26 protein-coding genes are annotated in these 24,560 nt (G+C 64.7%); 21 read left to right on the forward strand and 5 right to left on the reverse strand.

The genetic code is table 11. The features are described from left to right. Positions 1 to 373 precede the first annotated feature (373 nt). A complete protein-coding gene (locus tag FE851_RS23690; RefSeq protein WP_026002420.1) occupies positions 374 to 1,219 on the forward strand; it encodes a toprim domain-containing protein in 846 nt (281 codons plus the stop codon). A gap of 40 nt (positions 1,220 to 1,259) precedes the next feature. Here the strand turns inward: FE851_RS23690 and FE851_RS23695 are convergent, their stop codons facing one another. Then, positions 1,260 to 1,526, reverse strand: coding sequence for a hypothetical protein (locus FE851_RS23695; RefSeq protein WP_017183335.1), 267 nt, complete (start codon positions 1,524 to 1,526; stop codon positions 1,260 to 1,262). Between the two features lie 327 nt (positions 1,527 to 1,853). Here FE851_RS23695 and FE851_RS23700 point away from each other — a divergent pair, with 327 nt between their 5' ends. Further along, the gene (locus FE851_RS23700; RefSeq protein ID WP_017183336.1) at positions 1,854 to 4,304 is read left to right on the forward strand and encodes a strawberry notch-like NTP hydrolase domain-containing protein; all 2,451 of its coding nucleotides are present in this window, start codon (positions 1,854 to 1,856) and stop codon (positions 4,302 to 4,304) included. Positions 4,305 to 4,442: 138 nt separating this feature from the next. On the opposite strand, the gene FE851_RS23705 is transcribed toward FE851_RS23700, so the two are convergent. The 3 genes from FE851_RS23705 to FE851_RS23715 are packed head-to-tail and all read right to left on the reverse strand — an operon-like array spanning position 4,443 to position 7,899. Further along, positions 4,443 to 5,447, reverse strand: a complete 1,005-nt coding sequence (locus tag FE851_RS23705) for a tyrosine-type recombinase/integrase (RefSeq protein WP_024310637.1) — start codon at positions 5,445 to 5,447, stop codon at positions 4,443 to 4,445. After that, positions 5,444 to 6,358: a tyrosine-type recombinase/integrase gene (locus FE851_RS23710; protein ID WP_011540751.1), complete on the reverse strand. Its 915-nt coding sequence runs from the start codon at positions 6,356 to 6,358 to the stop codon at positions 5,444 to 5,446. The genes FE851_RS23705 and FE851_RS23710 overlap by 4 nt, the downstream gene beginning before the upstream one ends. Then, positions 6,352 to 7,899: a tyrosine-type recombinase/integrase gene (locus tag FE851_RS23715; protein ID WP_011540750.1), complete on the reverse strand. Its 1,548-nt coding sequence runs from the start codon at positions 7,897 to 7,899 to the stop codon at positions 6,352 to 6,354. The genes FE851_RS23710 and FE851_RS23715 overlap by 7 nt, the downstream gene beginning before the upstream one ends. Here FE851_RS23715 and FE851_RS23720 point away from each other — a divergent pair. The 6 genes from FE851_RS23720 (at position 7,884) to FE851_RS23745 (ending at position 14,534) form a co-directional block, all read left to right on the forward strand. Next, positions 7,884 to 9,800, forward strand: coding sequence for a strawberry notch C-terminal domain-containing protein (locus FE851_RS23720; RefSeq protein ID WP_261371174.1), 1,917 nt, complete (start codon positions 7,884 to 7,886; stop codon positions 9,798 to 9,800). The two genes, FE851_RS23715 and FE851_RS23720, sit on opposite strands and share 16 nt — an antisense overlap. A 214-nt stretch (positions 9,801 to 10,014) precedes the next feature. Beyond that, a complete protein-coding gene (locus tag FE851_RS23725; protein ID WP_017183287.1) occupies positions 10,015 to 12,093 on the forward strand; it encodes a ParB/RepB/Spo0J family partition protein in 2,079 nt (692 codons plus the stop codon). 84 nt (positions 12,094 to 12,177) lie between these two features. Beyond that, positions 12,178 to 13,119 (forward strand): ArdC family protein, encoded by a 942-nt coding sequence (locus FE851_RS23730; protein ID WP_145206801.1) that lies wholly within the window; start codon positions 12,178 to 12,180, stop codon positions 13,117 to 13,119. Positions 13,120 to 13,172: 53 nt separating this feature from the next. Then, a complete protein-coding gene (locus FE851_RS23735; protein WP_017183280.1) occupies positions 13,173 to 13,784 on the forward strand; it encodes a DUF6927 domain-containing protein in 612 nt (203 codons plus the stop codon). A 40-nt stretch (positions 13,785 to 13,824) separates the two neighbouring features. Next, a complete protein-coding gene (locus FE851_RS23740; RefSeq protein ID WP_017183279.1) occupies positions 13,825 to 14,031 on the forward strand; it encodes a hypothetical protein in 207 nt (68 codons plus the stop codon). Beyond that, positions 14,028 to 14,534 (forward strand): thermonuclease family protein, encoded by a 507-nt coding sequence (locus FE851_RS23745; protein ID WP_017183278.1) that lies wholly within the window; start codon positions 14,028 to 14,030, stop codon positions 14,532 to 14,534. Before FE851_RS23740 ends, FE851_RS23745 begins: the two co-directional genes overlap by 4 nt. Before the next feature lie 272 nt (positions 14,535 to 14,806). Here FE851_RS23745 and FE851_RS23755 read toward each other — a convergent pair whose 3' ends face one another. After that, the gene (locus tag FE851_RS23755) at positions 14,807 to 15,301 is read right to left on the reverse strand and encodes a hypothetical protein (RefSeq protein WP_017183276.1); all 495 of its coding nucleotides are present in this window, start codon (positions 15,299 to 15,301) and stop codon (positions 14,807 to 14,809) included. Between the two features lie 28 nt (positions 15,302 to 15,329). On the opposite strand from FE851_RS23755, the gene FE851_RS23760 reads away from it, so the two are divergent. The 13 genes from FE851_RS23760 to FE851_RS23815 all read left to right on the forward strand — a co-directional run bounded on the left by FE851_RS23760 (position 15,330) and on the right by FE851_RS23815 (position 24,485). Then, complete coding sequence (locus FE851_RS23760) at positions 15,330 to 16,364, forward strand: hypothetical protein (protein WP_017183275.1); 1,035 nt, start codon at positions 15,330 to 15,332, stop codon at positions 16,362 to 16,364. 113 nt (positions 16,365 to 16,477) lie between these two features. Beyond that, a complete protein-coding gene (locus tag FE851_RS23765) occupies positions 16,478 to 16,780 on the forward strand; it encodes a hypothetical protein (RefSeq protein WP_017183274.1) in 303 nt (100 codons plus the stop codon). Between the two features lie 146 nt (positions 16,781 to 16,926). Next, positions 16,927 to 17,367 (forward strand): DUF4262 domain-containing protein, encoded by a 441-nt coding sequence (locus FE851_RS23770; RefSeq protein ID WP_081490916.1) that lies wholly within the window; start codon positions 16,927 to 16,929, stop codon positions 17,365 to 17,367. Positions 17,368 to 17,591: 224 nt separating this feature from the next. Further along, positions 17,592 to 18,236: a hypothetical protein gene (locus tag FE851_RS23775; RefSeq protein ID WP_017183272.1), complete on the forward strand. Its 645-nt coding sequence runs from the start codon at positions 17,592 to 17,594 to the stop codon at positions 18,234 to 18,236. Positions 18,237 to 18,248: 12 nt separating this feature from the next. Continuing rightward, positions 18,249 to 18,701: a hypothetical protein gene (locus tag FE851_RS23780; RefSeq protein WP_017183271.1), complete on the forward strand. Its 453-nt coding sequence runs from the start codon at positions 18,249 to 18,251 to the stop codon at positions 18,699 to 18,701. Then, on the forward strand, positions 18,698 to 20,032 hold the full coding sequence (locus FE851_RS23785; RefSeq protein WP_017183270.1) for a hypothetical protein: 1,335 nt from the start codon (positions 18,698 to 18,700) through the stop codon (positions 20,030 to 20,032). Before FE851_RS23780 ends, FE851_RS23785 begins: the two co-directional genes overlap by 4 nt. A 92-nt stretch (positions 20,033 to 20,124) precedes the next feature. Next, the gene (locus FE851_RS23790; protein ID WP_017183269.1) at positions 20,125 to 20,661 is read left to right on the forward strand and encodes a hypothetical protein; all 537 of its coding nucleotides are present in this window, start codon (positions 20,125 to 20,127) and stop codon (positions 20,659 to 20,661) included. Positions 20,662 to 20,719: 58 nt separating this feature from the next. Next, positions 20,720 to 20,887: a hypothetical protein gene (locus FE851_RS26395; RefSeq protein WP_017183268.1), complete on the forward strand. Its 168-nt coding sequence runs from the start codon at positions 20,720 to 20,722 to the stop codon at positions 20,885 to 20,887. Next, positions 20,887 to 21,171 carry a hypothetical protein gene (locus tag FE851_RS23795; protein WP_017183267.1) on the forward strand — a complete coding sequence of 95 codons (285 nt, stop codon included), beginning with the start codon at positions 20,887 to 20,889 and terminating at the stop codon, positions 21,169 to 21,171. Before FE851_RS26395 ends, FE851_RS23795 begins: the two co-directional genes overlap by 1 nt. A 10-nt stretch (positions 21,172 to 21,181) precedes the next feature. Further along, positions 21,182 to 21,640, forward strand: a complete 459-nt coding sequence (locus tag FE851_RS23800) for a DUF4262 domain-containing protein (protein ID WP_017183266.1) — start codon at positions 21,182 to 21,184, stop codon at positions 21,638 to 21,640. Positions 21,641 to 21,679: 39 nt separating this feature from the next. Then, positions 21,680 to 21,994 carry a hypothetical protein gene (locus FE851_RS23805; protein WP_017183265.1) on the forward strand — a complete coding sequence of 105 codons (315 nt, stop codon included), beginning with the start codon at positions 21,680 to 21,682 and terminating at the stop codon, positions 21,992 to 21,994. A 71-nt stretch (positions 21,995 to 22,065) separates the two neighbouring features. Next, a complete protein-coding gene (locus tag FE851_RS23810) occupies positions 22,066 to 23,277 on the forward strand; it encodes a helicase HerA domain-containing protein (RefSeq protein ID WP_017183264.1) in 1,212 nt (403 codons plus the stop codon). After that, on the forward strand, positions 23,274 to 24,485 hold the full coding sequence (locus tag FE851_RS23815) for a hypothetical protein (RefSeq protein WP_017183263.1): 1,212 nt from the start codon (positions 23,274 to 23,276) through the stop codon (positions 24,483 to 24,485). Before FE851_RS23810 ends, FE851_RS23815 begins: the two co-directional genes overlap by 4 nt. Positions 24,486 to 24,560 lie beyond the last annotated feature (75 nt).

Below are 24,560 nucleotides of genomic sequence, written 5' to 3' on the forward strand. Positions count from 1 at the left end.
GTCCAGCAGCCGAAATAACCCCAAAAATCTACACACGGCAGGCAATACTCACAAATGCCATGCGGCGCGGCGTATAGATTTCCGCGAGCCCCTATCCAAAGAAGACCGCAGCCACCAGCGATCCCAATCACGAACCTCGTCCGAATCGCGCAGGCCCAAGACGCGCAAATCGATGTCTTGCGACTCACCGTGGGGAAACGCCTGATCCTTGCACGCACGACATGAATTGAGGAGCGTGGTTCGATGGTTGAGCGCCTTTTTCGCCCAAGAGCCTGGCGTTCCGACATTCCACCATCCTCAATGCTGCCCATGTGCGATCTTTGGCGCTCTGAAAAAGGGGAGGGGGAGACCCGCTGGTGAAAGGAGCTGATCAATGGCTCTCACCGCGATACGACCAACCCAAGACCTCATCGATCTCGTCGGCAGCCTCGGAGGCAGCTGGCACGGTCGTACTGCCATGTGCCTTTGCCCCGCCCATGCCGACCGGGAACCAAGCCTGTCGATCAGGCAGGGGGATCGGGGAATCCTGGTGACCTGCTTTGCTGGCTGCAGCCGGGAGGACGTGCTTCGCGAGCTGCGCCGGATACCGATCAGCCGCCGTTTCGCCTACACCGACACGCCGACCACGGTCGCGGGCAATGCGCTACGTCTCTGGGACGAAGCCTTGCCGGTCGAAGGAACCCTGGCCGAGCGCTATCTGAGCGGCCGTATCTTGCTGCCGATCCCTGGCGACCTGCGTTTCCATCCGCGCTGCCCTTATCGACCGCGTCCCTGGACCACCTATCATCCAGCCCTACTCGTGGCCGTGCGGGAAGGTCGGACGCTTACGGCGGTGCAGCGGATCTTCCTCGTTCCGGAAACGGCGCGCTACCGCATGAAGTTGATGCTCGGCAGGCCGCTGCGGGGGGCATGGCAATGCGGCGGGACCCAGGAGGGCAGGCTTGCGCTCGCCGAAGGGTTCGAGACCGCACGCGCATTCACGCTGCTCAATGCGATTCCCTGCTGGGCGAGCCTTGGCGCGCGGCGCCTCAACCAGATCCTGCTACCGGAGCACGTCACCACGCTCGTTCTTGCGCAGGACAATGATGCTGAGGGTCGCCGAGCCGCCGATCTTGCCGAAGACGCCTATGCAAGGGCCGGTCTCGTGATCGAGCGGATGCCGCCGCCGCCCCGCATCAAGGATTGGGCACGCGTACTCGAGCTGAGCACATCCCTCTAACGCGCTCTGAACGAATGCCCGGTTGGCAAGCAGGCTGCCGCTATCTGTCATCGTTTTTCCGGCGCGCGTTTTGCCGGTCATGCGCGCGTCCCCCAGCGACAGTGACCGCGAAACACAGGATCAGCAGCAGGATCGAGACGACGATGATCGCGAAAATGACCATGATTACCTTCTTGCGGAACGCGTGGGAATGCAGGCGTGTGATGGTGTGCTCATCAGGCCGCGCGGCGCCCGCCCGATCGACGTGGCCAGCGCAGCCGGCGTAGGATCCCGACACCAGCACGCGGAGCGCGCGTGTCGGTGTCATCGCTGCTCCGCTCCTCTTTATCGAGAGATTGGGGATCGAACGGTGACGCGAACCGGCCAGGCAAGGCGAACTCCCACAGGACTGCCGTCCGATCGGCATGATCCATCGTTTGGCCCTATCCTTATACGAAACGCTTGCCTGCATCGTTAAGATGCGAGTTTTGATGTTTGAAACATCAATAACCTTGACGCGGCGCGCTGTTCGGCAGGGCGTCTGCCACCCTATGGGTGCAGCCGGCGCGGTCGGGCACCGCGGCGGAGAAGTCAAAGGGAAGGGGGAGCGAAGGATTGATGCTGCCGATGGGGCAGCCAGTCCGGAGACCCCACCATGTCCGATCTCTTCGATACCACCACCGCGGCCGAGCGCCGCGCGGCCACGATTCTCGTCGATCGTCTGCGTTCGACCGAGCCGATCACCCGCGCCGACCTCAACGCCGCGATGGTCGAGGGCTATGGCGGAACGGATGCCGATGGCCTCTGGACCCAGCGCGACAGCTTCGAAATCCTGGAGCACGTTCTCGCGCATTACCTCCAATTCAGGCCCTATCCGCTCGGCTCGCTGAGCGATGTCGCGGCGGCGTGCGACCTGCTCGACCGGTTGCCCACCCAGACCGTGCGCAGCGAGGACCAGATCGAATGGCAGCAATTCTCGACGCCCGTCGATCTCGCCGCGGTCGCGGTCCTGCTCGCCAATGTCCAGACCGGCGATGTCATTCTCGAACCCAGCGCCGGCAACGGTCTCCTCGTAGCACACTGCCGCGACTTCTCCGCGCTCCAGCTCAACGAATATGCGCCCGCCCGCCGCGCGCGGCTCGCCGACGTCTTTCCCGACGCGGTCGTCACCGGACATGACGGCGCCACGATCAACTCGACCCTCGCCGATGCGCCGCGCCCCAACCTCATCCTGATGAACCCGCCCTTTTCCCGCTCGGTAGGACTGGGCGCGGACGCCCACGCCGCGGTGCGCCATCTCCAGGCGGCGCTGCGGCGGCTGCAGATCGGCGGACGGCTGGTCGCGATCATGCCCGACTGGTTCGGGCCCAATGCGCGGATGCGCGATCTCTTCGAGACGACATTGCGCGACGTCAGCGTCCGGACATCCGTGCGTCTCGAGAAATGCTATCTCAAGCATGGCACGTCGATCGCCGTCAGGCTCTTTGTCATCGACAAGATGCCCGGCACAGCCATCCCCGCAACGATCCAGCGCAGCTCCATCCGCGAGCTCATCAGCGCTCTCACCATCCACGAACGCGGGCCCCTTGGCGCACCCTCGGCACCGGCACCAAAGCGGTCGAGCAGTCCTTCGCTGTTCCGAGCGATGAAAAGCGGCCGCGCTCAGCCCCGTCCGTATCATGCTCCCGTGCGCAACAACGTGCTGCCGGTCGACTATATGCCGCTCGACACGCCTGCGCCGCTGCTCGAACAGGTGGGCGTCTATCTTCCCTATCGTCCGAGCCGCATCGCTTTCGATGCCGCCGGCGAGCATCCGACCGCGCTGGTCGAATCCGTCGCGATGGGCTCGATCGCGGCACCTATCCCGGCCTATGTCCCCAATCTTCCCGAACGAACCGTATCGGAGCGCCTGCTCTCAGCCTCGCAGCTTGAGACCGTGGTCTATGCCGGCCACGCCTGGGATCAGTTCCTGCCGGGCAAGTTCAGGCCCGCCAAAGAGGGCGTCGGGCTCGAAGATGCCGAGGACGGCCGCGCCTATCGCAAAGGTTATTTCCTGGGTGATGGCACCGGGGCGGGGAAGGGGCGGCAGGTCGCGGCCTGTATTCTCGACAGCTGGCTCGCCGGACGCCGGCGCAACATCTGGATCTCGAAGAACGAGGCGCTGCTCGAAGACGCGCGCCGCGACTGGACCGCGCTGGGCGGCCTCGCCGCCGACATCCAGCCTCTCGCCAACTGGAAGATCGATCAGGCGATCCCGCTCGAACAGGGCGTGCTCTTCGTCACCTACCCGACGCTCCGCTCGGCGCGTGGCGATCATAGCCGGCTGCAGCAGATCATCGACTGGGCGGGAGAGGACTTCGAGGGCGTGATCGGCTTCGACGAAGCCCATGAGATGGGCGGGGTCGCCGGTGGCGAGGGCGCGCTGGGCAAGAAGGAAGGCTCGCAGCAGGGAATCTGCGGCGTGCTGCTCCAGAACCATCTTCCCGGCGCGCGCGTCCTCTATGCGTCGGCGACGGGGGCGTCCGACGTCAACAATCTCGCCTATGCGGTGCGGCTGGGCCTCTGGGGCCCGGAAACGGCCTTCAGCAATCGCGAGCAGTTCATCTCGGGCATCCGCAAGGGTGGCATTGCGGCGATGGAGCTGGTCGCGCGCGACCTCAAGGCGCTCGGACTCTACACGGCGAGGGCGCTCAGCTTCGCCGGCGTCGAATATGAGATTCTGCGCCACGAGCTCAGTTCCGAGCAGATCGCGATCTACGATGCCTATGCCGACGCCTGGGGCATCATTCACCGCAACATGGAACATGCGCTCGAACTGACGGCCGTGGTCGACGGGATCGAAAATGCGACCCTCAACAGCGGGGCCAAGGCGTCGGCGCGATCTCGCTTCGAATCCACCAAGCAGCGCTTCTTCGGCCAGCTTCTCCTCAGCATGAAGCTTCCGACCGTGATCGCTGCGGTGAAGGCGCACCTGGCCGGTGGACAATCGGTCGTTCTCCAGCTGGTGACGACCGCGGAATCGATCCTCGACCGGCGGCTGGGCGAGCTCTCGCCGGATGAGCGCGCGAACTTGGAAATTGATCTGAGTCCTCGGGAGTACGTGTAATGTGGAGCTCCACATTACAGGAATTCTTTGCAGTCGCAGTTTATGTCGAGCGTGGCGGCGAGAGACGCAGGTTTCCTTCGGTTTTCCATGATTTCACTCCAGATAATATGCGGGTTAGAGGGAGTGTTCGAAGACGGGTCAGGCCCGCCTTCGAACGTCGGTGAGCATTGTGATCAAGGCGTCGGAAGGCGGCTTGAAGCGCCCCGGCTTGATCGCAGGGGCACCGTGGGCTGCGAGAATCTGCAGCTTCTCTTCGGGATCGGCGCGCAAGTAGGTCTCGGTGCTCTGGATACTGGCGTGGCCGAGCCATAATGCGACCTTGCGAATGTCCCCCGTCGCCGCGAGCGTGTGCATCGCGCAAGAATGACGAAGCACGTGGGGTGTGACGCGCTTCCCAAGGATCGACGGCTGCTTCGTCGCTGCCGTCTTGACGTGCTCGGCCAATCGGAACGCAAATCCGTCGCGGGTCATCGGCTGCCCGTTGGCATTGAGGAAAATCTCGGTGACCTCAACTTGAGGCCGGATCGCAAGCCATGCGCGCAATGCGATCTGGGTCTCCTTCCACAGCGGCAGGACCCGTTCACGTCGCCCTTTGCCCATGATGTGCATGGTGGACAGGGAGCGGTCCGGGAAATCGCCCAGTTGCAGCGTTACGAGTTCCGACACCCTCAGTCCGCCAGCATAGGTAAGATGCAGCATCGCGCGATCACGGGTGCCGAGGCGTGTCCGGGGATCGGGTGTATCGAGCAAAGCCTTGATCTCGGCCCGGTCGAGGTAATCGATCAGCGCCTTGTCTGTCTTCTTGGTCGGGATTGCTCTGACACGGAGTGCCTGATCGAGGCAGGCTGGAATCCGGTACTCGATGTATCGGAAGAAGGATCGGATCGCGGCGAGCCTGCCATTGCGGGTCCGCACGCAGCTGCCGCGGCCGATCTCCACATGATCGAGGAAGGCCATGATCATGTCTGTGCCGAGATCCTCAACCTCGAGATCGGTCGGTCGGCGCTTCAGCCGATCGGCAGCGAACTGGACGAGGAGGACGAAGCAGTTGGCATAGGTCTTCACCGTGTGCGGGCTGACGGCGCGTTCGCGCGGCAGATGTTCCCGCAGATATGCTGAGAGATGGGGAGCAAGCGCCGTCATGCCGCTTCTCCTTGAAAAAGTTGCTCGCTTGCAGCCGCAATGTCGCGCAGCAGCACTGGCGTGGCTTCGAGATACCAGTACGTGTTGGCGATCGACGCGTGCCCCAGGTAGACACTGAGACCGGCCATGTGGTGGGCAATGGCCTCCCTGTCACGCGGGCAGGACTCAAGCGAGCGAACAGCGAACGTATGTCGCAGATCGTGGAGTCGCATGCCTGCCGTACCGGTTGCTCCACGATATCCGAGAAGCCGGGCCAACCTGACGAACACGACGTGGGCGCGCACCTTGTGCGGCGCCCGCCCCCGGATAGTGACGAACAGGTCATTACACTTGGCCGGGTGCTTCGCGCGGATCGCAATGTAGGCTTCGAGTGCTTGGCGCGTCGATGGCTGCAAGGCGATCAGTCGCTGCTTGCCGAACTTGCCGTTGCGGACGACCAGCCCATCCTCGACCAGATCGTTGCACTGTAGCGCGAGAGCCTCGGAAATCCGGAGACCTGTCGCCGCGAGCAGGCCGAACAGGTAATGGTACGTGTATGGGCTAATCGTGCCATGGGGCGGAACGTTCAATGCCGCCGCCATGATCGCCCGCACCTGGTCCGCTTCGATTATGGTCGGAGTGGGACGTGGCCGCTTCCCCCGGCCGAAAACGCCGACAGGCGGGACTTCGTTGTCTGGGTCCTCGGCATGAGCGAAAAGGCTGAAGTTACGAGCAGCGTCGTACCTATGGCGAGCCACGTTTTGCGAGCTTGCCGTGTGGCACCAGTCGTAGATGCGCTGCACTCGGGTGTGCCGGTCACCGAAGCGTTCAGCGAAAGCGGCGTATTGGCGCAGCAGTCGTTCCTGTTCCGAGAACTTCCGCCCCAAGCTGCGATACAGCGAGACGTATCTGGCAATCTGCGTGCTCAGCATGACGGTTCTCCCGGCCATGGCTGCGCGATTTTCATGAGCATCGGCAGGTCGACCTTGGCGTAGATGGCGGTGGTCTCGGGCGAGCTGTGGCGCAGGATCGTTCCAACGGACTCCAGCCCTGCGCCCGCGCGCAGCAAGTTGGTGGCAAGCGAATGCCGGAAAATGTGCGATCCGGTCGGCACGCCTTCGATCCCGCCGCGCTCATGCGTGCGTGCAACGATGCCGGCGATCTCCGCCGATGAGCGGAACGAACGGAACGGGGCTTGCGCGCGCACGAACAGATGCGGATCGGCGGTCTTGGGACGCGCCGTGGCAATGTAGTCCAGGATCGCGTCACCGACGTCCTGAGGCAATGGCAGGCGATCAGGCCGACGCGTCTTGCCCTTGACCGTCAGGTGGCCCGAGCGCCAGTCGATATCGTCGAGGTGCATATCCCGAATATCACCGGCACGCAGGCCAAGCCGGGCGAGCAGGAGAATGATGGCCTTGTCCCGAACTTCCACCGGGCGATCAGTCGGACATGCGCCGATGATCTGCTCGATCGTTGCCGGGTTAACGTGCCGGGGCAGCGTCGAAAGACGGTAGCGTTGCACTGATGGGATCGCGTGCAACAAAGCTGGACGGCAAATACCCTGCACGACCAGGAACCGAATATAGCTCCGTATTATCGTGACGAGCAGTGATGCCGAACCCGGCGTCTCCTTGCTTCGTTGTTGAAACGCCCGTCTGAGGACGGCTGCATCCCATTGTGAAGGCTCGCCGAGCATAGGCGCGAGCCGCCTGATATCGGCCCGGTAGCGCCGGATCGTCTCATCGGTCGCGCCGCGGTGTTGCTTGAGCCATGCCAGATATGCCGCCATGTGCGGGTCGTCATCCGACACCAGTTCGACTGAAGGGATGACACCGCGGTCGCGCAAGAACTCGACGAAGTGCCGAGCGCCTCGCCGCCGCCGCTTCGCGCCCGAGGCAACAAGCTTGCCTCGCTTGCGCCAGACCGGACATCGACAATCATGCGCGCCGTACTGGTCGATGATCGTGTCATCGATATCGGCCCATTGTCGTCGCGCAATGCGAAGCCAGGCCGCGAAATGCTCGGCCTCGGATCGATAGGACTGGGCCGGTCCTTGCGCGAGTTGCAAGCGATCGATCCCATCGAAATAGTCGGCGAGGTGCCGTGGCAGATCGTCGATCCCGTCGTCGACACCGACGTAGCCTTGATCCTCCAGGAAGCGGACGAAGCGCCTGACTCGCGCTGCAATGTCCGCCTTATAGACTGGCTGCTGCGCCGAATACCGGTGGCAACGGCACCGATGCTTCTCGAACCGCCGAACGGTCCGATCGTCGATCGTGCGGATCGCGATCCCATGCAGTTCCATCCAATGCAGGAAATGACGGGCCGCAGCGCCAAACAGAATCGCACTGCCTGACCTCTCGTCGAGCGACAGAGAGGAGAGGAATGCGGTGAGTAGAGCGTCGTGACTGGGCGGGTCTTCGACCCGGAGCCGGGCCGCTCGAAACGACAATAATGATCTTGATCGCATGTTGGTTCCTTCGACTTGTTCAGGTCGAGGGAACCGTAATTATCTGGAGTGAAATCATGGAAAACCGAAGGAAACCTGCGTCTCTCGCCGCCACGCTCGACATAAACTGCGACTGCAAAGAATACATAATCGACTACCTCGAACGCGCCTTTCCGACCCGCCAGATGCGCGTTTTCAAGGACGACACCGGCACGCCGCGATCGCTGCCGATGGTGAGTGAGGACGGCCATCCGGTCTACAATCCCGAGGCGCAGGCAGCGCGCGACGCGCTTATCGAGAAGCTCTGCGCGATGCCGCCAATCAAGTCGGCGCTCGACGCGCTGCTCGAGCATTTCGGGCACGACAATGTCGCGGAGGTCACTGGCCGAACCAAAAGGCTCATCACCGCGAGCGATGGACGGCAGAAACTGGAGAACCGGTCGGCCCGCACGAGCCAAGCCGAAGCCGCGGCGTTCATGGCGGGCAAGAAGCGGATGCTCGTCTTTTCCGACGCCGGCGGCACCGGGCGCAGCTACCATGCCTCGCTCGACGTGGCGAACCAGGAGCAGCGCGTGCATCTGCTGCTGGAGCCGGGCTGGCGCGCCGACCGCGCGATCCAGGGGCTAGGCCGGACCCATCGCACGCATCAGGCCACCACGCCGCTGTTTCGCCCGGTGACCACCGACTGCAAGGGCGAGCTGCGCTTCACCAGTACGATCGCACGGCGTCTCGACAGCCTCGGGGCGCTCACGCGCGGCCAGCGCCAGACCGGCGGGCAGGGCCTGTTCGATCCCGCCGACAACCTCGAAAGCGAATATGCCTGCGCCGCGCTTCTCTCCTGGTTCGACCTGCTGGCTGCGGGCAAGCTCTCCAGCACCACACTCGACGATTTCCAGCATCGCACCGGCCTTGAACTGGCCAACGAGGACGGTGTCCTCAAGGACGAGATGCCACCGATCCAGCGCTGGCTCAATCGCATCCTCGCGCTGCCGATCGCGCTCCAGAACAGCATCTTCGACGAGTTCCTTTCCCTGATTGAAACGCGCGTGTCTGCCGCGCGCGAAGCGGGGCGCCTCGATGTCGGCGTCGAAACGATCCTGGTCGACAAGGCGACGCTGATCGATGACGTGGTGTTGCGCACAGACGCGCGCACCGGCGCCACCTCGCATCTGCTCACCATCGAGATCGCGCGGCGCCGAAATCCCGTCTCGCTCGAGCGCATCCTGCGGATCGCCGATGGCGACGGAAGCGCCGGCTTCATGATCAACCGCAAGTCGGGCAAGGCGGCGCTGCGGATGCGGGCGCGATCGCTCATGGAGGAGAAGGAGGGCACGCCGATCCCGCGCGTCGAGATGATGCGGCCGACGCGCAACGAATATATGCGCGAGGATGATCTCTACGAATCCTCCTGGGAGGAGGTCGACCGCGAAGCCTTTTGCACCGAATGGTCAGCGGAAGTCGAGATCGCACGCGAGACCGTCGACAGTGAGACCATCCGCCTCGCAACGGGCCTGCTCCTGCCGATCTGGTCGGCGCTGCCGAGCGATCACATGGCAGTCAACCGCATCGTCGACGGGGAAGGGCGGTCCTGGCTCGGGCGCCTGGTGTTCGACGATCATGTGCCCCAGCTTTTCACCAAGCTGGGCATCGATCGGTCCGAAACACTGCCGGCCGATGCCGTGGTCAGGGCGGTGACGGCCGGGCGCAGCATCGACGTCTCCCATCCGTTTCCGCTCACGATCAAGCGGTCGGTCGTCAACGGTTCACCGCGAATTGAGCTCGTCGGTTGCCCATATGACCGCTTGGCCTGGCTCAAATCCATCGGTTGCTTCACCGAAGTGATCCAGTACCGCACCCGCATCTTCGTGCCGATGGCCTCGGCTGAGACGCTTCTGGCCCAGATTTTCGCCGAGCCCGGATGACTACTACGCGCCCTTTGAATCCTCGACGAACGGTGTCGAGCCGATCCGAGTTGGCTAGGGGGATGCCCTTGTCTGGTCGTACCTGGCATCAGCGTCAAACGGACGCTCGGCTCCCGGCCGTGTCCGGGTCGTTGGAGTCCTGAAGCTCGAGAGAGGGAAGGGGGAAGCGAAGCTGGTGTTCGGGCTGATCCGGACGCCAGATGGAGCTCTTCCCATGACCACTTCCGTTAAGCTCGCGAAGCTCACGCTCTCGCCCATCAATGTCCGCAAGCGGCCCGACGACCTGCTCGAAATCCCCCAGATGGCGGCCGATATCGAGGCGCGGGGTGTCCTGCAGAACCTGCTGGTCACGCCGCTGAAGAAGCCGCGCGGTACCTTCGAGGTGTTCGACGGCGGGCGCCGCTTGCGCGGTCTGCGGATGCTCGTCGAGCGCGGCGTCATCGACCCCGAGACTTACGATGTTCCCGTCAAGGTCCTGGTCGGCGACGAAGCCACGCTGTCGGAGACCTCGACCGCGGCGAACTTTCATCAGCTGAAGATGACGCCGGCCGAGGAATGCCGCGCGTTCCAGTATTTCATCGGCCTCAAGGGCGACATCGACGGCGTTGCCAAGCGCTTCGGCCTGACCCGCCGGTTCGTCGAAGGTCGCCTGCGCCTCGCGACCCTGGCCGAGCCGATCTTCGAAGCGCTGAGCGAGGGCTCAATCACGCTCGACGTCGCCAAGGCCTATGCATCGACCGAGAACCAGGAGAAACAGCTCCTCGTCTGGAGCAGCTACGGCAGCAGCTATTCGAACGCGGACACCATCCGCCGCGTCATCGCCAACGAGACGATGAATTCGACCGATCCCGTCGCCATCCTGGTGGGCGAAGACCGCTACGCGGAAGCCGGCGGCAAGGTCGATCGCGATCTCTTCAGCGACAGCGGCGACAAGTGGGTCAATCCCGAGATCGCGCAGCGGCTCGCCGCGGACATCATGGAGGCGGAAGCCAAGCGCGTCGGCGAGGAACTCGGCCTTGGATGGATCCGCCCGATCGCGTCCAACTTCACGCACAGCGCCGCCGCTGGTCTTTATCGCGTCATCCTGCCTGCACCCGAACTCACCGAGGAGCAGGAGACCCGGCTCGAAGAAATCTCGGCGCGGCAACAGGCCATTTCCGAGGAGATGGCCGACGATTCCATCGGTGAGGATGCCTGCAAGGCCCTCGACCAGGAATATGACGCGCTCACCGACGAGGATTATGCGATCCGGAACGTGGCGCCCACGTTGCCCGATGAGCTGCGGCCGCAAGTCGGCGCTTTCCTCAAGCTCACGCCCAAGGGCGCAATGGTACTCGACACGGAATATTATAGCGAGGAGCCGGTGCGGGTCGGCGGCACCGAGGACGAGGCGAAGGAAGGCGAGGATAGCGTCACGATCGGTCGTCCCACCGGGGGAGGCCGGGAAGGCGCCGCTCCAGTCCCTCGTCCCGAGGCCGTGGCCCCCGGAGGCAAGCCGCTCAGCGCGCGCCTCTACGATGAGCTCGCCATGCAGCGCCGCGACGTCTTGGCCGCGACGCTGCTCAGCCATCCGGCGCTCGCGCTCGACTATGCGCTGTTCGTCATGATCGACGACCGCATGAGCAGCTCCGCCGCCTACGGCTCGACCATTCGCGCCCGCTCCCCTCAGGATCCGGTATCGGGCGAGCTGCCGTCGACGCGGGCCCGAGCCTATTTGGCCGAAGCCCATGACGGGCTCGACGCGGTCTGGACGGAGCACAGCAGCGAAGTCGAGCGGTTCGAGGCGTTCCGGGCGCTTGACGACGACGGCAAGGCGGCTTGGCTCGCCTATATCGTCGCGATGTCGCTCGAAGCGCCGAGCTACCGTGCCGATCAGTGCCCGCTTCAGAACCGTCTCGCGACGATCATGGGAGTCGACGTCGCAAGCTGGTGGCGGCCGACCTCGGAGAACTTCTTCGACCGCGTCAGCAAGGGCTCGATCCTGACCTTGCTCGCCGAAGTCGGCGGCGCCGCGCTGACCGCCCGTCACGCCACCATGAAGAAGACGGAGATCTCGCAGTCCTGCGCGAAGCTCTTCGCAGGTGAGGCGATCGTCGAGCCGGAAGTTCGGGATACGGCGCTCGCTTGGGTACCGAACGCGATGAGGTTCCGCGACCAGGTGGACGTCGACGATCTCGACCTCGAGGAGGGTGCCGGCGAACAGCCGGACGATGCCGAGACCGTCGACGCGGTTGAAGCGAGCGAAACGGGGCTCGAACCGCACGCTGACGAACAAGGCGCGCTCGCGGCCTGAAGCCTCGCCTTCTGGATGTCCTGACCGCCGGCGTGCTTTCCCGCGTCGGCGGTTCCTTTTCCTCTCCACTCGGGAGTCCCCGCCATGCCAGTCTCTCGGCGATCCAGCCGCGATGTTGCCGCGGAAATCACGGACCTCATCATCCGCAAGCTCGAGGAAGGCGTCCCACCGTGGTCGAGGCCGTGGCGCATAAGCGGCGGCGGCGGTCGGCCGCTCCGTCATTGCGGGACTCCGTACACGGGGATCAACACGCTCTATTTATGGGCGCTCGGAGACGCGATGGGATATCGTTCCCGGTTCTGGATGACCTATCGCCAGGCCGAGGCGCTCGGGGCCAATGTTCGGCGCGGCGAAACCGGCGCAATCTCGGTCTACTATTCCTCGTTCAAGAAGCTGGAGGAGCATCCCGAAACGGGCAAGGAGGTGGAGCGCAACATCCGCTTCCTTCGCCATTACATCGTCTTCAACGCCGACCAGATCGATGCGCTGCCCGCCTATTTCTATGCGCCAGACGAGCCGCAGATGCCGGTGGCGCCCTCCCTCCGCCAGGCGGCAATCGATGCTTTCTTCGCCGGCATCCCCGCCGATGTGCGCCATGGCGGCAACCAAGCCTACTTCACGCCGACCTTTGATTATATCCAGATGCCAAATCGGACATCGTTCCGCAGCATGGATCTGTACGCATCGACAAGGTGCCATGAGACAGTCCACTGGTCGGGCCATGCCGACAGACTCGCTCGCACCTTCGGCAAGCGCTTCGGCGACAAAGCCTATGCATTTGAAGAGCTTGTCGCCGAAATCGGGGCAGGGCTGTGCTGCGCCGATCTGGATCTCCCGAATATCCTACACGACAGCCACGCAAGCTATGTCGGACACTGGCTCGGCATCCTTCGCGGGGACAAGACCGCCATCATCCACGCGGCCGCCAAGGCCGAGCAGGCCTTTGCTTACCTGAAGAGCTTTGGTGGCGCAGCCGACGACAGCGTTCGGGACGAGCCAACGGCGGCGGCAGCTCTCGCCGCCTGATCGCCACGTCCGATCGATTTTCCATTCCACTCATATCGCGAAGGAGCACCACCATGGGCTGGCTCTACATGCCTCGCCAATCGCTCGGCGGACACGCATCCGCGAAATCCTATCTCGACGCTCAGTTCACCCATGAACGCCCGCAGGAGGAGGGCGGCTCGCGCGGGCTCAAGGTCCTGGCTTCGGCCTGCCCCGGAAACCGGGTCTATTACGCCGCGACCCAGGTGATGACGAACGGTGTCGGCGGCGAAATCTTCGCGATCGTCTGCCTCGTCCGATGGAACCCTCGCGACAAGGAGGGAATGATCCTCGGATACAAGGATATGGAGGAATCCATGGGTCCCTGTGAGGATGGATGTCCCGCGCATATCCTGGATCTCCTGACGGCGACCGACAACAAATACGCTCTCGACTGGCGGGAGCGTTGCCGGGCCAATCTCGCGAGGCGTGGACGCAAACTGTCGGACGGTGATCGCATCCGGCTCGAGGCGCCGGTGACTTTCTCGGACGGTCACGTCGGGCAGGAGTTCGTGGTGTCCAAGCGCAGGCGAAAGCTCCTCCTTCGCGATCCCACCAACGGTAGTTTCTACCGGATCAGCCGCCTCATGGAGCGCGCCTGGTCGGTCGTGCCCGTCACCAAGGTCCACAAGACGGTGTTCGCCTGAACCTCAATCGATATATCCTCGTGACGAAGGGGATCATTTTATGACCATCAGCATCGACAGGGACGGCCTCTCTCCCAAACGCGCGCTGCTCTGCAGCCGCGAGAACGCCATGCGCGTCGCTGGGCGCATCTTCGATCATTACCCAAGGAAAGTGAGCATTTTGCGCACGGCGGACCCGCTCCAGCCCTTTCGCGTATCCACCGATCCGTCGGCGCCGGGTTTCGTCGTCCTTGAAATGGTCGCATGACGCGCGTTCCGACCCTGGCTCTCCTGCTTATCGCCGCCTGCACGCCGAGCGATGCCGCCGAGGACACCTCCTTCAATGCTACCGCGCGGGCGCTTGATGGCGATACGGTCGCGGCCGATTTCCGGCTTCTCGGCGTTGACGCCTTCGAGCGACGGCAACTTTGCCAGAAGGCGGGCGCGTGCTGGGAGTGCGGGAAGGCGGCGCAGGATCTTGCCGCCCGCACCTTGCATGGCGGCGATGCCAATATCCGCCTGTCCTCGCCATCAAGCTACGGACGGCCGGTGGCCGTCGTCACGGTCAACGGTCGCGATCTCGGCGAAGTCATGATCGGCTCGGGACTCGCCATTCCCCAGCCCCAGTTCCTCAAGGCCGATCCCGATCGTGCCGCGCGCTATGCGGCAGTCTTCGCGGATGCCAAGCGCCGCGGCGCCGGAGCCTTCGGGGGCGAATGGATCGAACCCACCCAGTGGCGACGTGGGCGTCGTCTCACCTGCGAGCGATAGCGACGAGGAAATCGAGCGCGTCGGCCATCAGGGAAGCCGCCTGCGCCGAGACGCCCGCGATCATCTCGACCGCGAACATGCCGGCATTGAGCCCGAGGGCGATCAGCAGGACGCGTTCTCACCTCTCGTCCCGCGAACGCTCCTCGCCGCATCCGCCTCCGCAGCAATCACCGGCCATGGGCCAACCTCGATTCGACTGACGTAGCTCATTATCCACCCGACCCGGTCCGATGGGTCAAGCCAAGCCTCGATCTAGCGAGGCAAGCCCGGGTTCAGACACCGAGCTCCGGATCCGCCCACCACGAACGCCCCTGCCGGAAATCGTCCGCTGCCGACACCATCGGCCCATCGGGCTCGTCCGCGACATAGGGCGAGACGAGCGGCCGCGCCTTAATGCGGCGCCGATGGATGTCGCCGGCGATCCGGCCGCGCGCCTCCAGCAGCTCCTCGAGCCACATGAGATCGTCGATCATCTCGACGACACCGCGGCCCGCGAGGCAATAATAAATGCAGCGCTGGAAGTCGTCGCCCACCGGATTGCTGAGGATCGAGGCCAGCTTGCGCTTGCCGCCCGGCTCGCCCTCGTGAATCCAGCTCACCGCCTCGCGGAGCTCGCGGACCGAATAGAAAGCGTCCTCGATATGCATGCCGATGGCCGCATTGGCGATCATCCGGCGCGTCGGGCGGTTCTGCTCGTCGATCGCCGCATCGCGCAGCGTCACGTCCAGATCGAAATGGTCAAGATAGCGGGCGGTCGAAGCGGACACGGTGATTCTCCTTCATGAGGAACATTATATGAACGATCCGCTCCCAAAGAAAAGATCAATCACGGTCATGGTGGGTCTGCCACACCTCGCCGACGGCAAGCTGCTCGAGCGTGCCAGGCGGTTGCAGCAGCCGGTCCTCATCTCGGCGAACGCGCTCTCGCGCTGGACGAAGGAGCGCGGCTGGCGCAAGTGGGCGGGTTGGCGGATCAGCGCGCTCGCCAACGCCACCGGCCTCAAGAGCCTTAGCCTCGACAGCGCCGGCTTCAGCGCCATGGTGACCTATGGCGGCTATCCGTGGACAATCGACGATTACATTCGCCTCGCCGCGGCCTTTCCCTTCCAGTGGTGGGCGAGTCTGGACTACTGCGTCGAGCATCAGGTCGCGGGCGACCGCGACGAGGTGCTCGACCGGATCTCGCGCACCATTCGCGCCAATGTCGAGTGTCGCCTGCGCGCTGAAGATCAAGGCATCCTGACCAATTTCATGCCGGTGATCCAGGGACGACTGCCGTTCGACTACGAGCGCTGCGCCGACGCGCTTTCAGGCACGATCGAACGGGCCGGACTGGTCGGTGTCGGGTCGATGTGCCGGCGCCCGATCCACGGGCCCGAAGGCCTGATGGCGGTCGTCGATCATCTCGATCGCGTGCTACCGCCGGGCATCCGGCTCCACCTCTTCGGCGTGAAGGGCGAGGCCATCCCTTATCTTACGGTCTTCGCGCATCGGATCGCCTCGATCGACAGCCAAGCCTACGGCGTAGCGGCCAGGAATGCGGCGCGACGCGGCGGCATTGCGAAGAGCGACGCCATCGTGGCGGACCATATGGAACTCTGGGTCTGCTCCCAGCATGCGCGCATGCGCCAAGCGCAGCGCCAGCTTCCGATGCAGGTGCCTGTAGCTGAACCCGCGCGACCCGACGACCCATGGGAGGCGGCCATCGCGGAAGCGCGGCAGCAAATCCGCGAACTGATCGAATTTGGTGATCTCGATCATGACGAAACCACCGCTCCTTGGATCGAGCAATGGGCGGCTGACATTTATCGCGAACGCATGACGCGCTGAATGGTCCCGTCATCCTCAATCGCCAGAACCTGGAAGCGCGCATGAAAGGAGAGCGGGAAGGCGGGGACGACGAAACTGGGGCCTGAAGGCTCCTGCAGCCTTGGGGAACCCTCATGCACTTCGGAACGATCGTCACGCACCGGGCAACCGAACGCTCGAACCGCGCAGAAATCCGCAACCCCATCCTCGCGCTCCCCGCCATTGCGCGACTACGGGAACTCGATCCTGAAGTCCGTGTCGCCCTGCAGGAACTGCTGCTGGATCTGCAGCAGGACGCTAGGGCGCGCGCGGAGACGAGCTGGCGGCGGCGCAAGCCGCCGGTCGCAGCATATTGGGCAGCCTGCGGCGTCTATGCAGGCCACATCGCTCGCGCCATCGGGGCGGGCGTCGGCCGCCGGCGCGGAAAGCGAGCGTAAGTTGTCCAAAGCCCCTTAGGAGCTGTCCGGTTATTCCTCATGAAGCGCGTGGTAGCTGTCCAGGCAAGACCGACTGTGACGCCCGCTGTGACCTTCCGCTCACCTGATTGCAGCAGCTTCTAGCACTATTTCCCGGAGAAAATCGTATGATTGATCATCATGATACACCGTTGCTCCGCGCGGTCAGAGAGAGCGTCGATCGTTGCGGCCAAGGCGTCGTCGCGGTCGTAAACGGTGAAGGAACACCTTCTCAGGCCCACACTATCGGCAACGCCAATCGCGGCCTCCCCGAGCTTCTCGGGCTTGGCGCCTTCATGCCACAGCGCATTTTCACAATCCTTGCCCAGATCGGTCACGAAATGCGCAAGGCGGGAAAGCCGCCGGGAATGTACATCGATCTGGGTCGTACCTATCCGATCAAAACACGTATCGCAGGGCCGGCGGCAATGACGTTTTATACCGACAGCGCGGGTAAATATCTTGGTCACGCCGACTATGCGGTTGTGCAGCTCCTGTTTGCCGATCCGCTCGGCCGCTACCCTGGCGAGGAGAACTGTGACCCTCGCTATGAAGTGCAGCATGTTTGACCCGATCTCTTTGCCTTCGCGCCGAGATTTGCTGCAGTAATCATTGCCGTGATCATGGCGGCGAGGGACTGGGCTTTGCCGCAGTGCGCGTCGCTATCGTCATCACAAGCTTGATCTGTGCGCTCCGGCGACGGACCAATCGCGAAGCCATGCGGCAAGGCTGAAAAGGGAAGGGGGGCCGGGGTCGCGAGTGGAAAGACCGCTCGAGATTTCCGGAGGACCCCATGAGCTACGACGTGGCGTTTCGCTATAGCCAAGCGCTCGACCCCAGCGCGCTGATCACCATCGGTACCACCTTGCACGCCGTGCAGGCGGCGATCACGGATTGCCGCAACGCCGGCATCGATGTCGAAACCGACCCCGCCGTCATCCTGCTGGTGCGGCATCTGTCGCAGGTCTGCGCCGATCGCGGCACAGACGCCGATCTCCGCCGGGACTGCATGGCGCGTATCGCCGATTTGCGGAACCGTCCCATGCTCAAGACCCTCGCCTTGCGCGGTGTCGCCTATGACGAACCGGCAAAGCGTCTCTTCCACTCCGAGGGCCGCGCCGCGCTGCGACGACTCGCCGAGGCGCTCGGCCTTGAAGAGGGCAGCTTCGATATCCGCTCCAACAAGGCCGGGCCGGCCGTATCCGGCGAGATCACCCTGCACGGCGAAACGCTGTGGGTGCAGCTCTCGATCGGGCCGTTCGGACCCGACCGCGAGGTCTGCTTTCGCAAGGTGCAGGGCCGGCAGGATCATATCGGCGAGCGCAACCACTGGGCATCGGTTCGCGAGCTGGTCGAGCCGGATCGTTTCGCCGCGCGTGTTCGCCGCGAACTCAAGCTCCCCGCGGCGGCGCCCACCGCGCCGCGGCTCGTCGCCTGAAGGGGGCAAATCATGCGCATCCTTCTCACCCGCATCAGGATCGGCGTGGACGTGCCGAGCTATTCTTACCGCACCTATGTCCCCTTCACCGAGATCTCGCTCGAACGTCAGGCCTTGATCTCGATGCACTCGGACTATGGCCACGGCGCCGGGCTCCTCGCTCGTCTGCCCGATGTTATCGCGCCAATGGCGCACCTCGAGGCCGCGTCCGGTCTCGACAAGCACAACGTCGCGAAGGCCATCGATGGCGTTGCCGATCGTCTCGCTGCCGTCCTCCTCGGTGCAGCCTTTCCCGAGATGACGGAACGGATCCTTCCGTTCCGCCTGGATGTCGCGTCCGTGCCGCCCAACGCGCGGCGGTTCGGGCGAAGCGAAAACCTCGCAGGACGCTACGAGATGCTCGTCCAGGCGCGCGATAGCCTCACCGCCGCGAGCCTCGGCTTCCGGTTGGAGACCGACCGATGATCTCGGAGCCGTTCGACCCGGCCGATGCTGGCACCTGGATCGCCCGAGGACGCAGGCCGGAGCATGCCGCCGTCATCGCCGAGGCCTGGCGCCACTTTCCGGATCTGCCAGCGGCGGCGGCACCGGAAGATCGCCTCGCGCGCATGCGACAGCGCGCGTTGGCGCTGCGGCCCGTGATGGAATCTATGTCGCGCGCCGCCGAGGAAGAGCGCCAGGCGCGGAACTTCGCCTTCACCGAAGCCCGCATCGCCAAAGGGGAGGGCGACGATCGCGATCGCGCGATCCTGTCTGCGCGCAGCCTCCACGGCTACGATTGGGATCGGGCGGTGCAGTACGCTTATGGCTGGTATGCTGCGATCGCTGGATGGGAACCGCGGGTGCGCCGGCCGGGATGTTCGACGGCCGCGACGATCGCCTACGATCAGGGCTTTGCTGAGGGCGGCGGCAACCGCGACGATCTTTTCGATACCGCCCGGCGCGCCTTCGAAGCGGCCGCGCCCCAGATCGAGCCGCCCTTGCTTGCCACCGGCCGGCCGCGCCCGAGTGAGTGGCCGAAACCGACCGACGAGCCTTTGCCCGCCCGCTGGAGCCGGCGGCTGCTCCTGCTCGGCGCGCCCGAGGCAGGCCTGGTCCCGCCGAGCGGTGACGCGAAGCCCGACGTCGCCGTGCTCCTCCCGACATTGCAGGCCTGTCAGGGCTATGGCGAACTCTTCGTCATCATCATTTCCGGCGCCGGTTTCCATGCGTTCGGCAATCAGCCGCCGGACGCTCGACCGTTGGAAGCCGCTTCCGGCGTTGTGTCGGGATCCGATCCGCGACTGGATCGCCAGCTCCGCGCACTGCTTGCCGGCCGCGACTTCGATGATGTCCTGATTGCCGCCCAGGAAGGCTATCTCGCGCTCCTTGACGCCCATGCGAGTGCGCTGCCGCTCTGCCGGACCATGGAACGCACGCGCAACACCGTCCTCCAGCAGCGCGCCCATTTCCGGATATGGCTCGATCGCGGCCTGTCGGCGGGCGAGAGCGTCGGCGCCGGTCACATTCGGTGGGGCAAGGCGGCCAAGGGTCTGACCGGCAAGCTCGGCGAATTCACCGCCCGCTATGCCGGCAAGTCGCCCGCCGGCGGCCATCGTATCGTGGTCGAGACTGAGGATGGCGAGCCCGCCCATCGCTATGTGACGCCGCAGGGCGAACCGCTCTCACCCGAAACCGTGATCGGCAATCGATCGCATCTCCGCAAGGAAATGGCCGCGCGGTTGCGGGCCTTCGGCGGCGCCACGCGCCTGTCCGCCGCTCCAATTTCCGATCTTCTCGATGCGCTCGCCGCCTGAGCCGGCGCTGGGGTGAGGGAAGGGGGAGCGCGAGAGAAGAGCCGGCAGGCTGACAGACCGGATCTTCGCCCCCTCAAACACGGGAACTCACCATGTCCGATACGCTTGCCCCCTCTCGCGTCCCCGTTGCCGCCGATTCCGATCTCATTGATCAGCTCGACCGGCTAACCGTGGCACTGACCGAGACCGAATATCACGCCGCGACGATCCTCGCCTTCGATCCCGACGCTCACGTCTCCGCCGGGCACCTCGATCATGGCCAAGGCGAGCCACGTGACCGTCACCTCGCCGGCGACGCGATGAGCCTGCGGGCCTGGCGGATCCTTGCCCGGGCCTGTGCTCCCGCATCCGACCGATTGGACGACACAGCGCGGCTCGCGCTGTTCCTCGCCGAGCGATCCACGCCGATTGACGCGGTGCGTGAACCGGGGATCCGCGACCGCGTGCGCATCCGGGTACGTCCGCGCGTTGGCGGGGACCGATTTGCGGGCCGCGAGGGCGTGATCGTGAAGACGCATTTCGCGGGCTTTTATGTGAAGCTCGACATGACGCCCCGCGAACGCAGTCAGAAGACCGAACTGGTCGAAGCGGCCTATCTCGAAGTTCTGGCTCCGGCCTCTGCCATTTGAACCGCTCCAACCGATATGGAGGCGTACATGCCTAAAACCTTCGCCAAAAACGTACACGATGCGGAGCCGGTTTTATCAGGGAATCGGCAAGGCGGCCCAGGAGCTGGCCGACCTCTACGTCTACGACACCGACCTGGAAAACCGCGCAGCCTTCAAGGAGCTGCTGTGGGATGCGGTGATGCATTCGCTCGTCGAGCACCACGGGTTCAAGCCGGAAGACCTGTAATGGCCAAGATCGACCCTCTCGACCTTTTGGCATTCATTGCGTCCGGCTCCTCCATGACTACCGAGCAGATCGCCCGGAGATGGCCCGAATGGGCCAAGCGCAGCGACGCCGCCTACAAGCGCTATGATCGTGAGAGCGCGGCTTACCGCACGAAGTGGGGCTACCAGGCGCGAGGCACGAATGATCCTAAGGTCGACAGCCTGGCTGGCGCCCAGCGTTACTGGGTCCACCTCCCGCTGATCAGGGCATGCCTCGAGCAAAATCAACCCGATATCCTGTCGTGAGGAGGTATCAGTGCGACGCACTCATCAACCCAATATCCCCGACAACCGAGAGTTCTACGCTGCGATCGAGCGCAATATCGCGCAAAGCGGCCAGCATCTCTTCCTGATCTTCGCCGATGGGGAAACGCCGGCGTTCGCCTACACCATCGGCAACGCGCTGCGGGGACCGCCGGAGCTGCTTCTCATTGGCAATTTCCCCCCGCGCGTTGCCGGCGGCATCGTGAACGAGCTCGGCCAGCGCATGCGCGAGGCAGGCAGGCCGCTCGAAGGGGACATCGACGTGGGCGGCCGCTTCCCGGTTCGCGTGCGCCGAGCCTCCGCAGGGGCCCGGCAGGCCTATACGCTCCAGGCAGGACGTTACTTCCGCCACGAGGAATACGACGTGCTGCAGATCCTGCTCTGCGATCCGGGCGGCACCTATCCCGGCGAGCCGGGCTGCGAGCCCGGATACGACGTGCCGCTTGCCTGATCGCGGCGGCGGCCCCCCACATTCCAAGACCGGAGACAGATGATGTCCGAGCCGACCCACTTCGTCCACGTCTATGCGACCGTCAGGGTCAAGATGGCCGTTTCCGCCGACGATCATCACGAAGCGATGCTCGCAGCAGATGCCGCACTCTTCGCCAGGGGCTTCGGTGTGCGGCTTATCCCGACCGCAGAAGGCGCGCTCGATGCGGACTATGCCGGGGAAGTGACCGGCTATCTCGTCGATGAAGCGGGTGACCCGGAATTCATGCGGAGCGCTAACTACGGACCGGACTACGAGCCTGACTGGGGCCTGCGCGGCCGCGGCGACAACGCTGCGCCGATTGCCAGCTCGTAGCACCAGCAGGCAAAGGGAAGGGGGAGCGATTGGGTGGTGGCCAGACAGGCCAAGCCCCAGGAGATCCCACCATGGCAACAGTCGTACAGATCGACCCCTCCGCCGACCAATGGTCCGTGCCGATCGGCAGGCACAGCCGTGGCTCGCTCATGCTGAACCTCGAACGCCTGCTCGCCGGGCGGCTGCTCATCCAGGGCAGCAGCGGCGCGGGCAAGAGCAGAACCCTGCGCAAGATTATCGAGGAGGCCTTCGATTTCACGACAATCGTGCTCGTCGATCCCGAAGGCGAATTCGGCAATCTCGCCGCCCACATCGGCGCAACCTCCCTAAAGGGCTGCGAGCTGACCTCCGATGGCCTGACGGCAGCCGCGGCCCGCGCCAGGCAGCACCGCCTGTCGCTTCACGTCGACCTCACCGATCTCGATCCCGACCAGCGGATCATCAAGGCGGCGGCGCTCTTCGCCGGACTGATCGGCGCGCCGCGCGAGTACTGGGCGCATACCGTCCTGGTCTGCATCGACGAGGGCCATCTGCTCGCGCCACATCATGCCGGATCGGCCCGCGATGCCGAGACCCGGCGCCTTGGCGTTGCCACGCTGACCGACCTCTGTGCCCGCGGCCGCAAGCGCGGCATCGCCCCGGTCATCGCCACGCAGCGCCTCGCCAAGCTCTCATCCTCGGTGATCTCGGAGCTGCAGAACTTCCTCGTTGGCCTCAACGTGTTCGATCGCGACATCGCGCGCGCGGCCGATCTCCTCGGTTTCTCGGCGAAGGAGGCCGATGCCCTGCGAAAGCTCGCGCCCGGTGAGTTCTTCGCGATGGGCCCAGCGATGTCGCCGCTGCCTGTCCTCGCCCATATGGAAGAGACGATCACCGAGCATCTCGGCGCGACGCCAAGGCTCACCGCGGCCGCTGCGGTCGACAGTGAAGAAGCGGAGAAGCTGCTCGACCTGTCGGCTCTCCGCGAGGTCTCGAACGGCTCGCGCGATGCGGCTCTGACGCTCAAGGGCACCCGGGCGCTCGATGCCTTCCTCCTCGATCCTTCCGCGCCGCACGCGGCCTCGATCATCGGCGCGCTCAAGAGCATCGCGCCGAACGCCACGACCGCCAACGATCTTGCGGGCCATATCGGTGCCCCGCGCGAAGCCGTCGACAACGCCCTCGACATGCTCGCCGCCATCTCCGCGGTGGACACGATGCCTCGAGGCGAGGATCGCATCGCCCGGCTTCATGCCCGCCTCCGCGCCAAGATCAGCGACATCCCCGTGGTGGCGCTGGCATGAAACCGCTCGATCTGGATGCCGACATCGTCGAGCTGGTACCCGCGCCAAGGCTGGTATTGCCTGCCACGCCGCTGCGCGAGATGGCCTATCGGGCCGATGCATGGACACCGCAGGAGAGCGAACGGCTGCGCGCGCTCTTCCTCGAGGACACCGCGATCGCCGACATCGCGCTGGCAATCGGCCGGGGCAGGGCAGCGGTCGCCGAACGTATTGCGCTGCTCGGGCTCCGCCGCAATTCCACGCGGACATGGACCGAACTCGATGATGCGGAACTGTCGCGGCGCTACGGCGGCGAACCCACGGCGGCCATAGCTTCCGACCTCGGTCGATCCTGCTCGGCGGTCTATGCCCGCGCCAGGATCCTCGACCTAACCGAGGGTAATCCGGCGGAATGGACGCCCTGGGAGGACGCCCAGCTCGTCGAAGGCTATCGCCGCGGCGTGCCGTTGGCGCAGATCGCCACCCTTATCGGCCGGCCGTTCGGCGGCCTATCCAGCCGGGCCGGAGCTCTCGGCATCGTGCATGCGAACCATCCGCCGGACTGGTCGGAGGCGGAAACGGCGAGGGCTCTCGACCTGGCCGAAGCGGGTCATCGCTACACGGCGATCGTCGGGATGCTCGGCCAGGAAGGCTTTCCCCAACGCACGGTCCGCGGCTTCGGCCTCGCCATCCGCAAGCTGGGCTATGGCCGCGGCTGGGGCAGGGCCTGGACGCCGGAAGAAGACGCCCTGCTGCGCAAGGCCTACATCGACGGTACGAGTCTCACCCCGCTGCGCCGCCAGCTTGGCCGCACCGCTGGATCGCTGCGCCACCGCGCCGAATATCTGGGCCTGCGCGGGCTTCATGCCAACCGCAATGGCTGGCGGCTTGGTCCGGACTGGACCGAGGCCGACGAGGCGCGCCTTCGTGCGGACTATGGCCGTGTCCCGACCAAGGTCCTGGCGGCAAGCCTGGGACGGACCAAAGCTGCGCTCACCTCGCGCGCGAATAGCCTCGGCCTTGTCCACGGCTACATTCGGCCTTTCAGCGACGATGAAACGCGCGCGCTCGACGTCGCCTTCAACACCGGTGTGTCGCTCGCCGATCTCGCGGTGGCGCTCAACCGCAAGGCCATGTCGCTCAGCAAATACGCGACCAACCATGGCTATCAGTTCGGCCGCCGGCCGCGCCGCGCCGTGACGCTCGAAGCGCTCTTGGCCACGAACTGACCCGGGCTCGGGCGCCGAGCCATTCGCCCGAGCCCTTCCACGCCCGCCAATCAGAACGTCGCGATGCCGCGCGAA

Origin of the sequence: Sphingobium sp. B2 (assembly GCF_007693735.1) — a bacterium.
Taxonomy (GTDB): domain Bacteria; phylum Pseudomonadota; class Alphaproteobacteria; order Sphingomonadales; family Sphingomonadaceae; genus Sphingobium; species Sphingobium xenophagum.

Coding starts and splice junctions, on each gene's coding strand:
- FE851_RS23690 (WP_026002420.1), top strand. CDS start 374: ATGGCTCTCACCGCGATACGACCAACCCAAGACCTCATCGATCTCGTC.
- FE851_RS23695 (WP_017183335.1), bottom strand. CDS start 1,526: ATGACACCGACACGCGCGCTCCGCGTGCTGGTGTCGGGATCCTACGCC.
- FE851_RS23700 (WP_017183336.1), top strand. CDS start 1,854: ATGTCCGATCTCTTCGATACCACCACCGCGGCCGAGCGCCGCGCGGCC.
- FE851_RS23705 (WP_024310637.1), bottom strand. CDS start 5,447: ATGACGGCGCTTGCTCCCCATCTCTCAGCATATCTGCGGGAACATCTG.
- FE851_RS23710 (WP_011540751.1), bottom strand. CDS start 6,358: ATGCTGAGCACGCAGATTGCCAGATACGTCTCGCTGTATCGCAGCTTG.
- FE851_RS23720 (WP_261371174.1), top strand. CDS start 7,884: ATGATCTTGATCGCATGTTGGTTCCTTCGACTTGTTCAGGTCGAGGGA.
- FE851_RS23715 (WP_011540750.1), bottom strand. CDS start 7,899: ATGCGATCAAGATCATTATTGTCGTTTCGAGCGGCCCGGCTCCGGGTC.
- FE851_RS23725 (WP_017183287.1), top strand. CDS start 10,015: ATGACCACTTCCGTTAAGCTCGCGAAGCTCACGCTCTCGCCCATCAAT.
- FE851_RS23730 (WP_145206801.1), top strand. CDS start 12,178: ATGCCAGTCTCTCGGCGATCCAGCCGCGATGTTGCCGCGGAAATCACG.
- FE851_RS23735 (WP_017183280.1), top strand. CDS start 13,173: ATGGGCTGGCTCTACATGCCTCGCCAATCGCTCGGCGGACACGCATCC.
- FE851_RS23740 (WP_017183279.1), top strand. CDS start 13,825: ATGACCATCAGCATCGACAGGGACGGCCTCTCTCCCAAACGCGCGCTG.
- FE851_RS23745 (WP_017183278.1), top strand. CDS start 14,028: ATGACGCGCGTTCCGACCCTGGCTCTCCTGCTTATCGCCGCCTGCACG.
- FE851_RS23760 (WP_017183275.1), top strand. CDS start 15,330: ATGAACGATCCGCTCCCAAAGAAAAGATCAATCACGGTCATGGTGGGT.
- FE851_RS23765 (WP_017183274.1), top strand. CDS start 16,478: ATGCACTTCGGAACGATCGTCACGCACCGGGCAACCGAACGCTCGAAC.
- FE851_RS23770 (WP_081490916.1), top strand. CDS start 16,927: ATGATTGATCATCATGATACACCGTTGCTCCGCGCGGTCAGAGAGAGC.
- FE851_RS23775 (WP_017183272.1), top strand. CDS start 17,592: ATGAGCTACGACGTGGCGTTTCGCTATAGCCAAGCGCTCGACCCCAGC.
- FE851_RS23780 (WP_017183271.1), top strand. CDS start 18,249: ATGCGCATCCTTCTCACCCGCATCAGGATCGGCGTGGACGTGCCGAGC.
- FE851_RS23785 (WP_017183270.1), top strand. CDS start 18,698: ATGATCTCGGAGCCGTTCGACCCGGCCGATGCTGGCACCTGGATCGCC.
- FE851_RS23790 (WP_017183269.1), top strand. CDS start 20,125: ATGTCCGATACGCTTGCCCCCTCTCGCGTCCCCGTTGCCGCCGATTCC.
- FE851_RS26395 (WP_017183268.1), top strand. CDS start 20,720: ATGCGGAGCCGGTTTTATCAGGGAATCGGCAAGGCGGCCCAGGAGCTG.
- FE851_RS23795 (WP_017183267.1), top strand. CDS start 20,887: ATGGCCAAGATCGACCCTCTCGACCTTTTGGCATTCATTGCGTCCGGC.
- FE851_RS23805 (WP_017183265.1), top strand. CDS start 21,680: ATGATGTCCGAGCCGACCCACTTCGTCCACGTCTATGCGACCGTCAGG.
- FE851_RS23810 (WP_017183264.1), top strand. CDS start 22,066: ATGGCAACAGTCGTACAGATCGACCCCTCCGCCGACCAATGGTCCGTG.
- FE851_RS23815 (WP_017183263.1), top strand. CDS start 23,274: ATGAAACCGCTCGATCTGGATGCCGACATCGTCGAGCTGGTACCCGCG.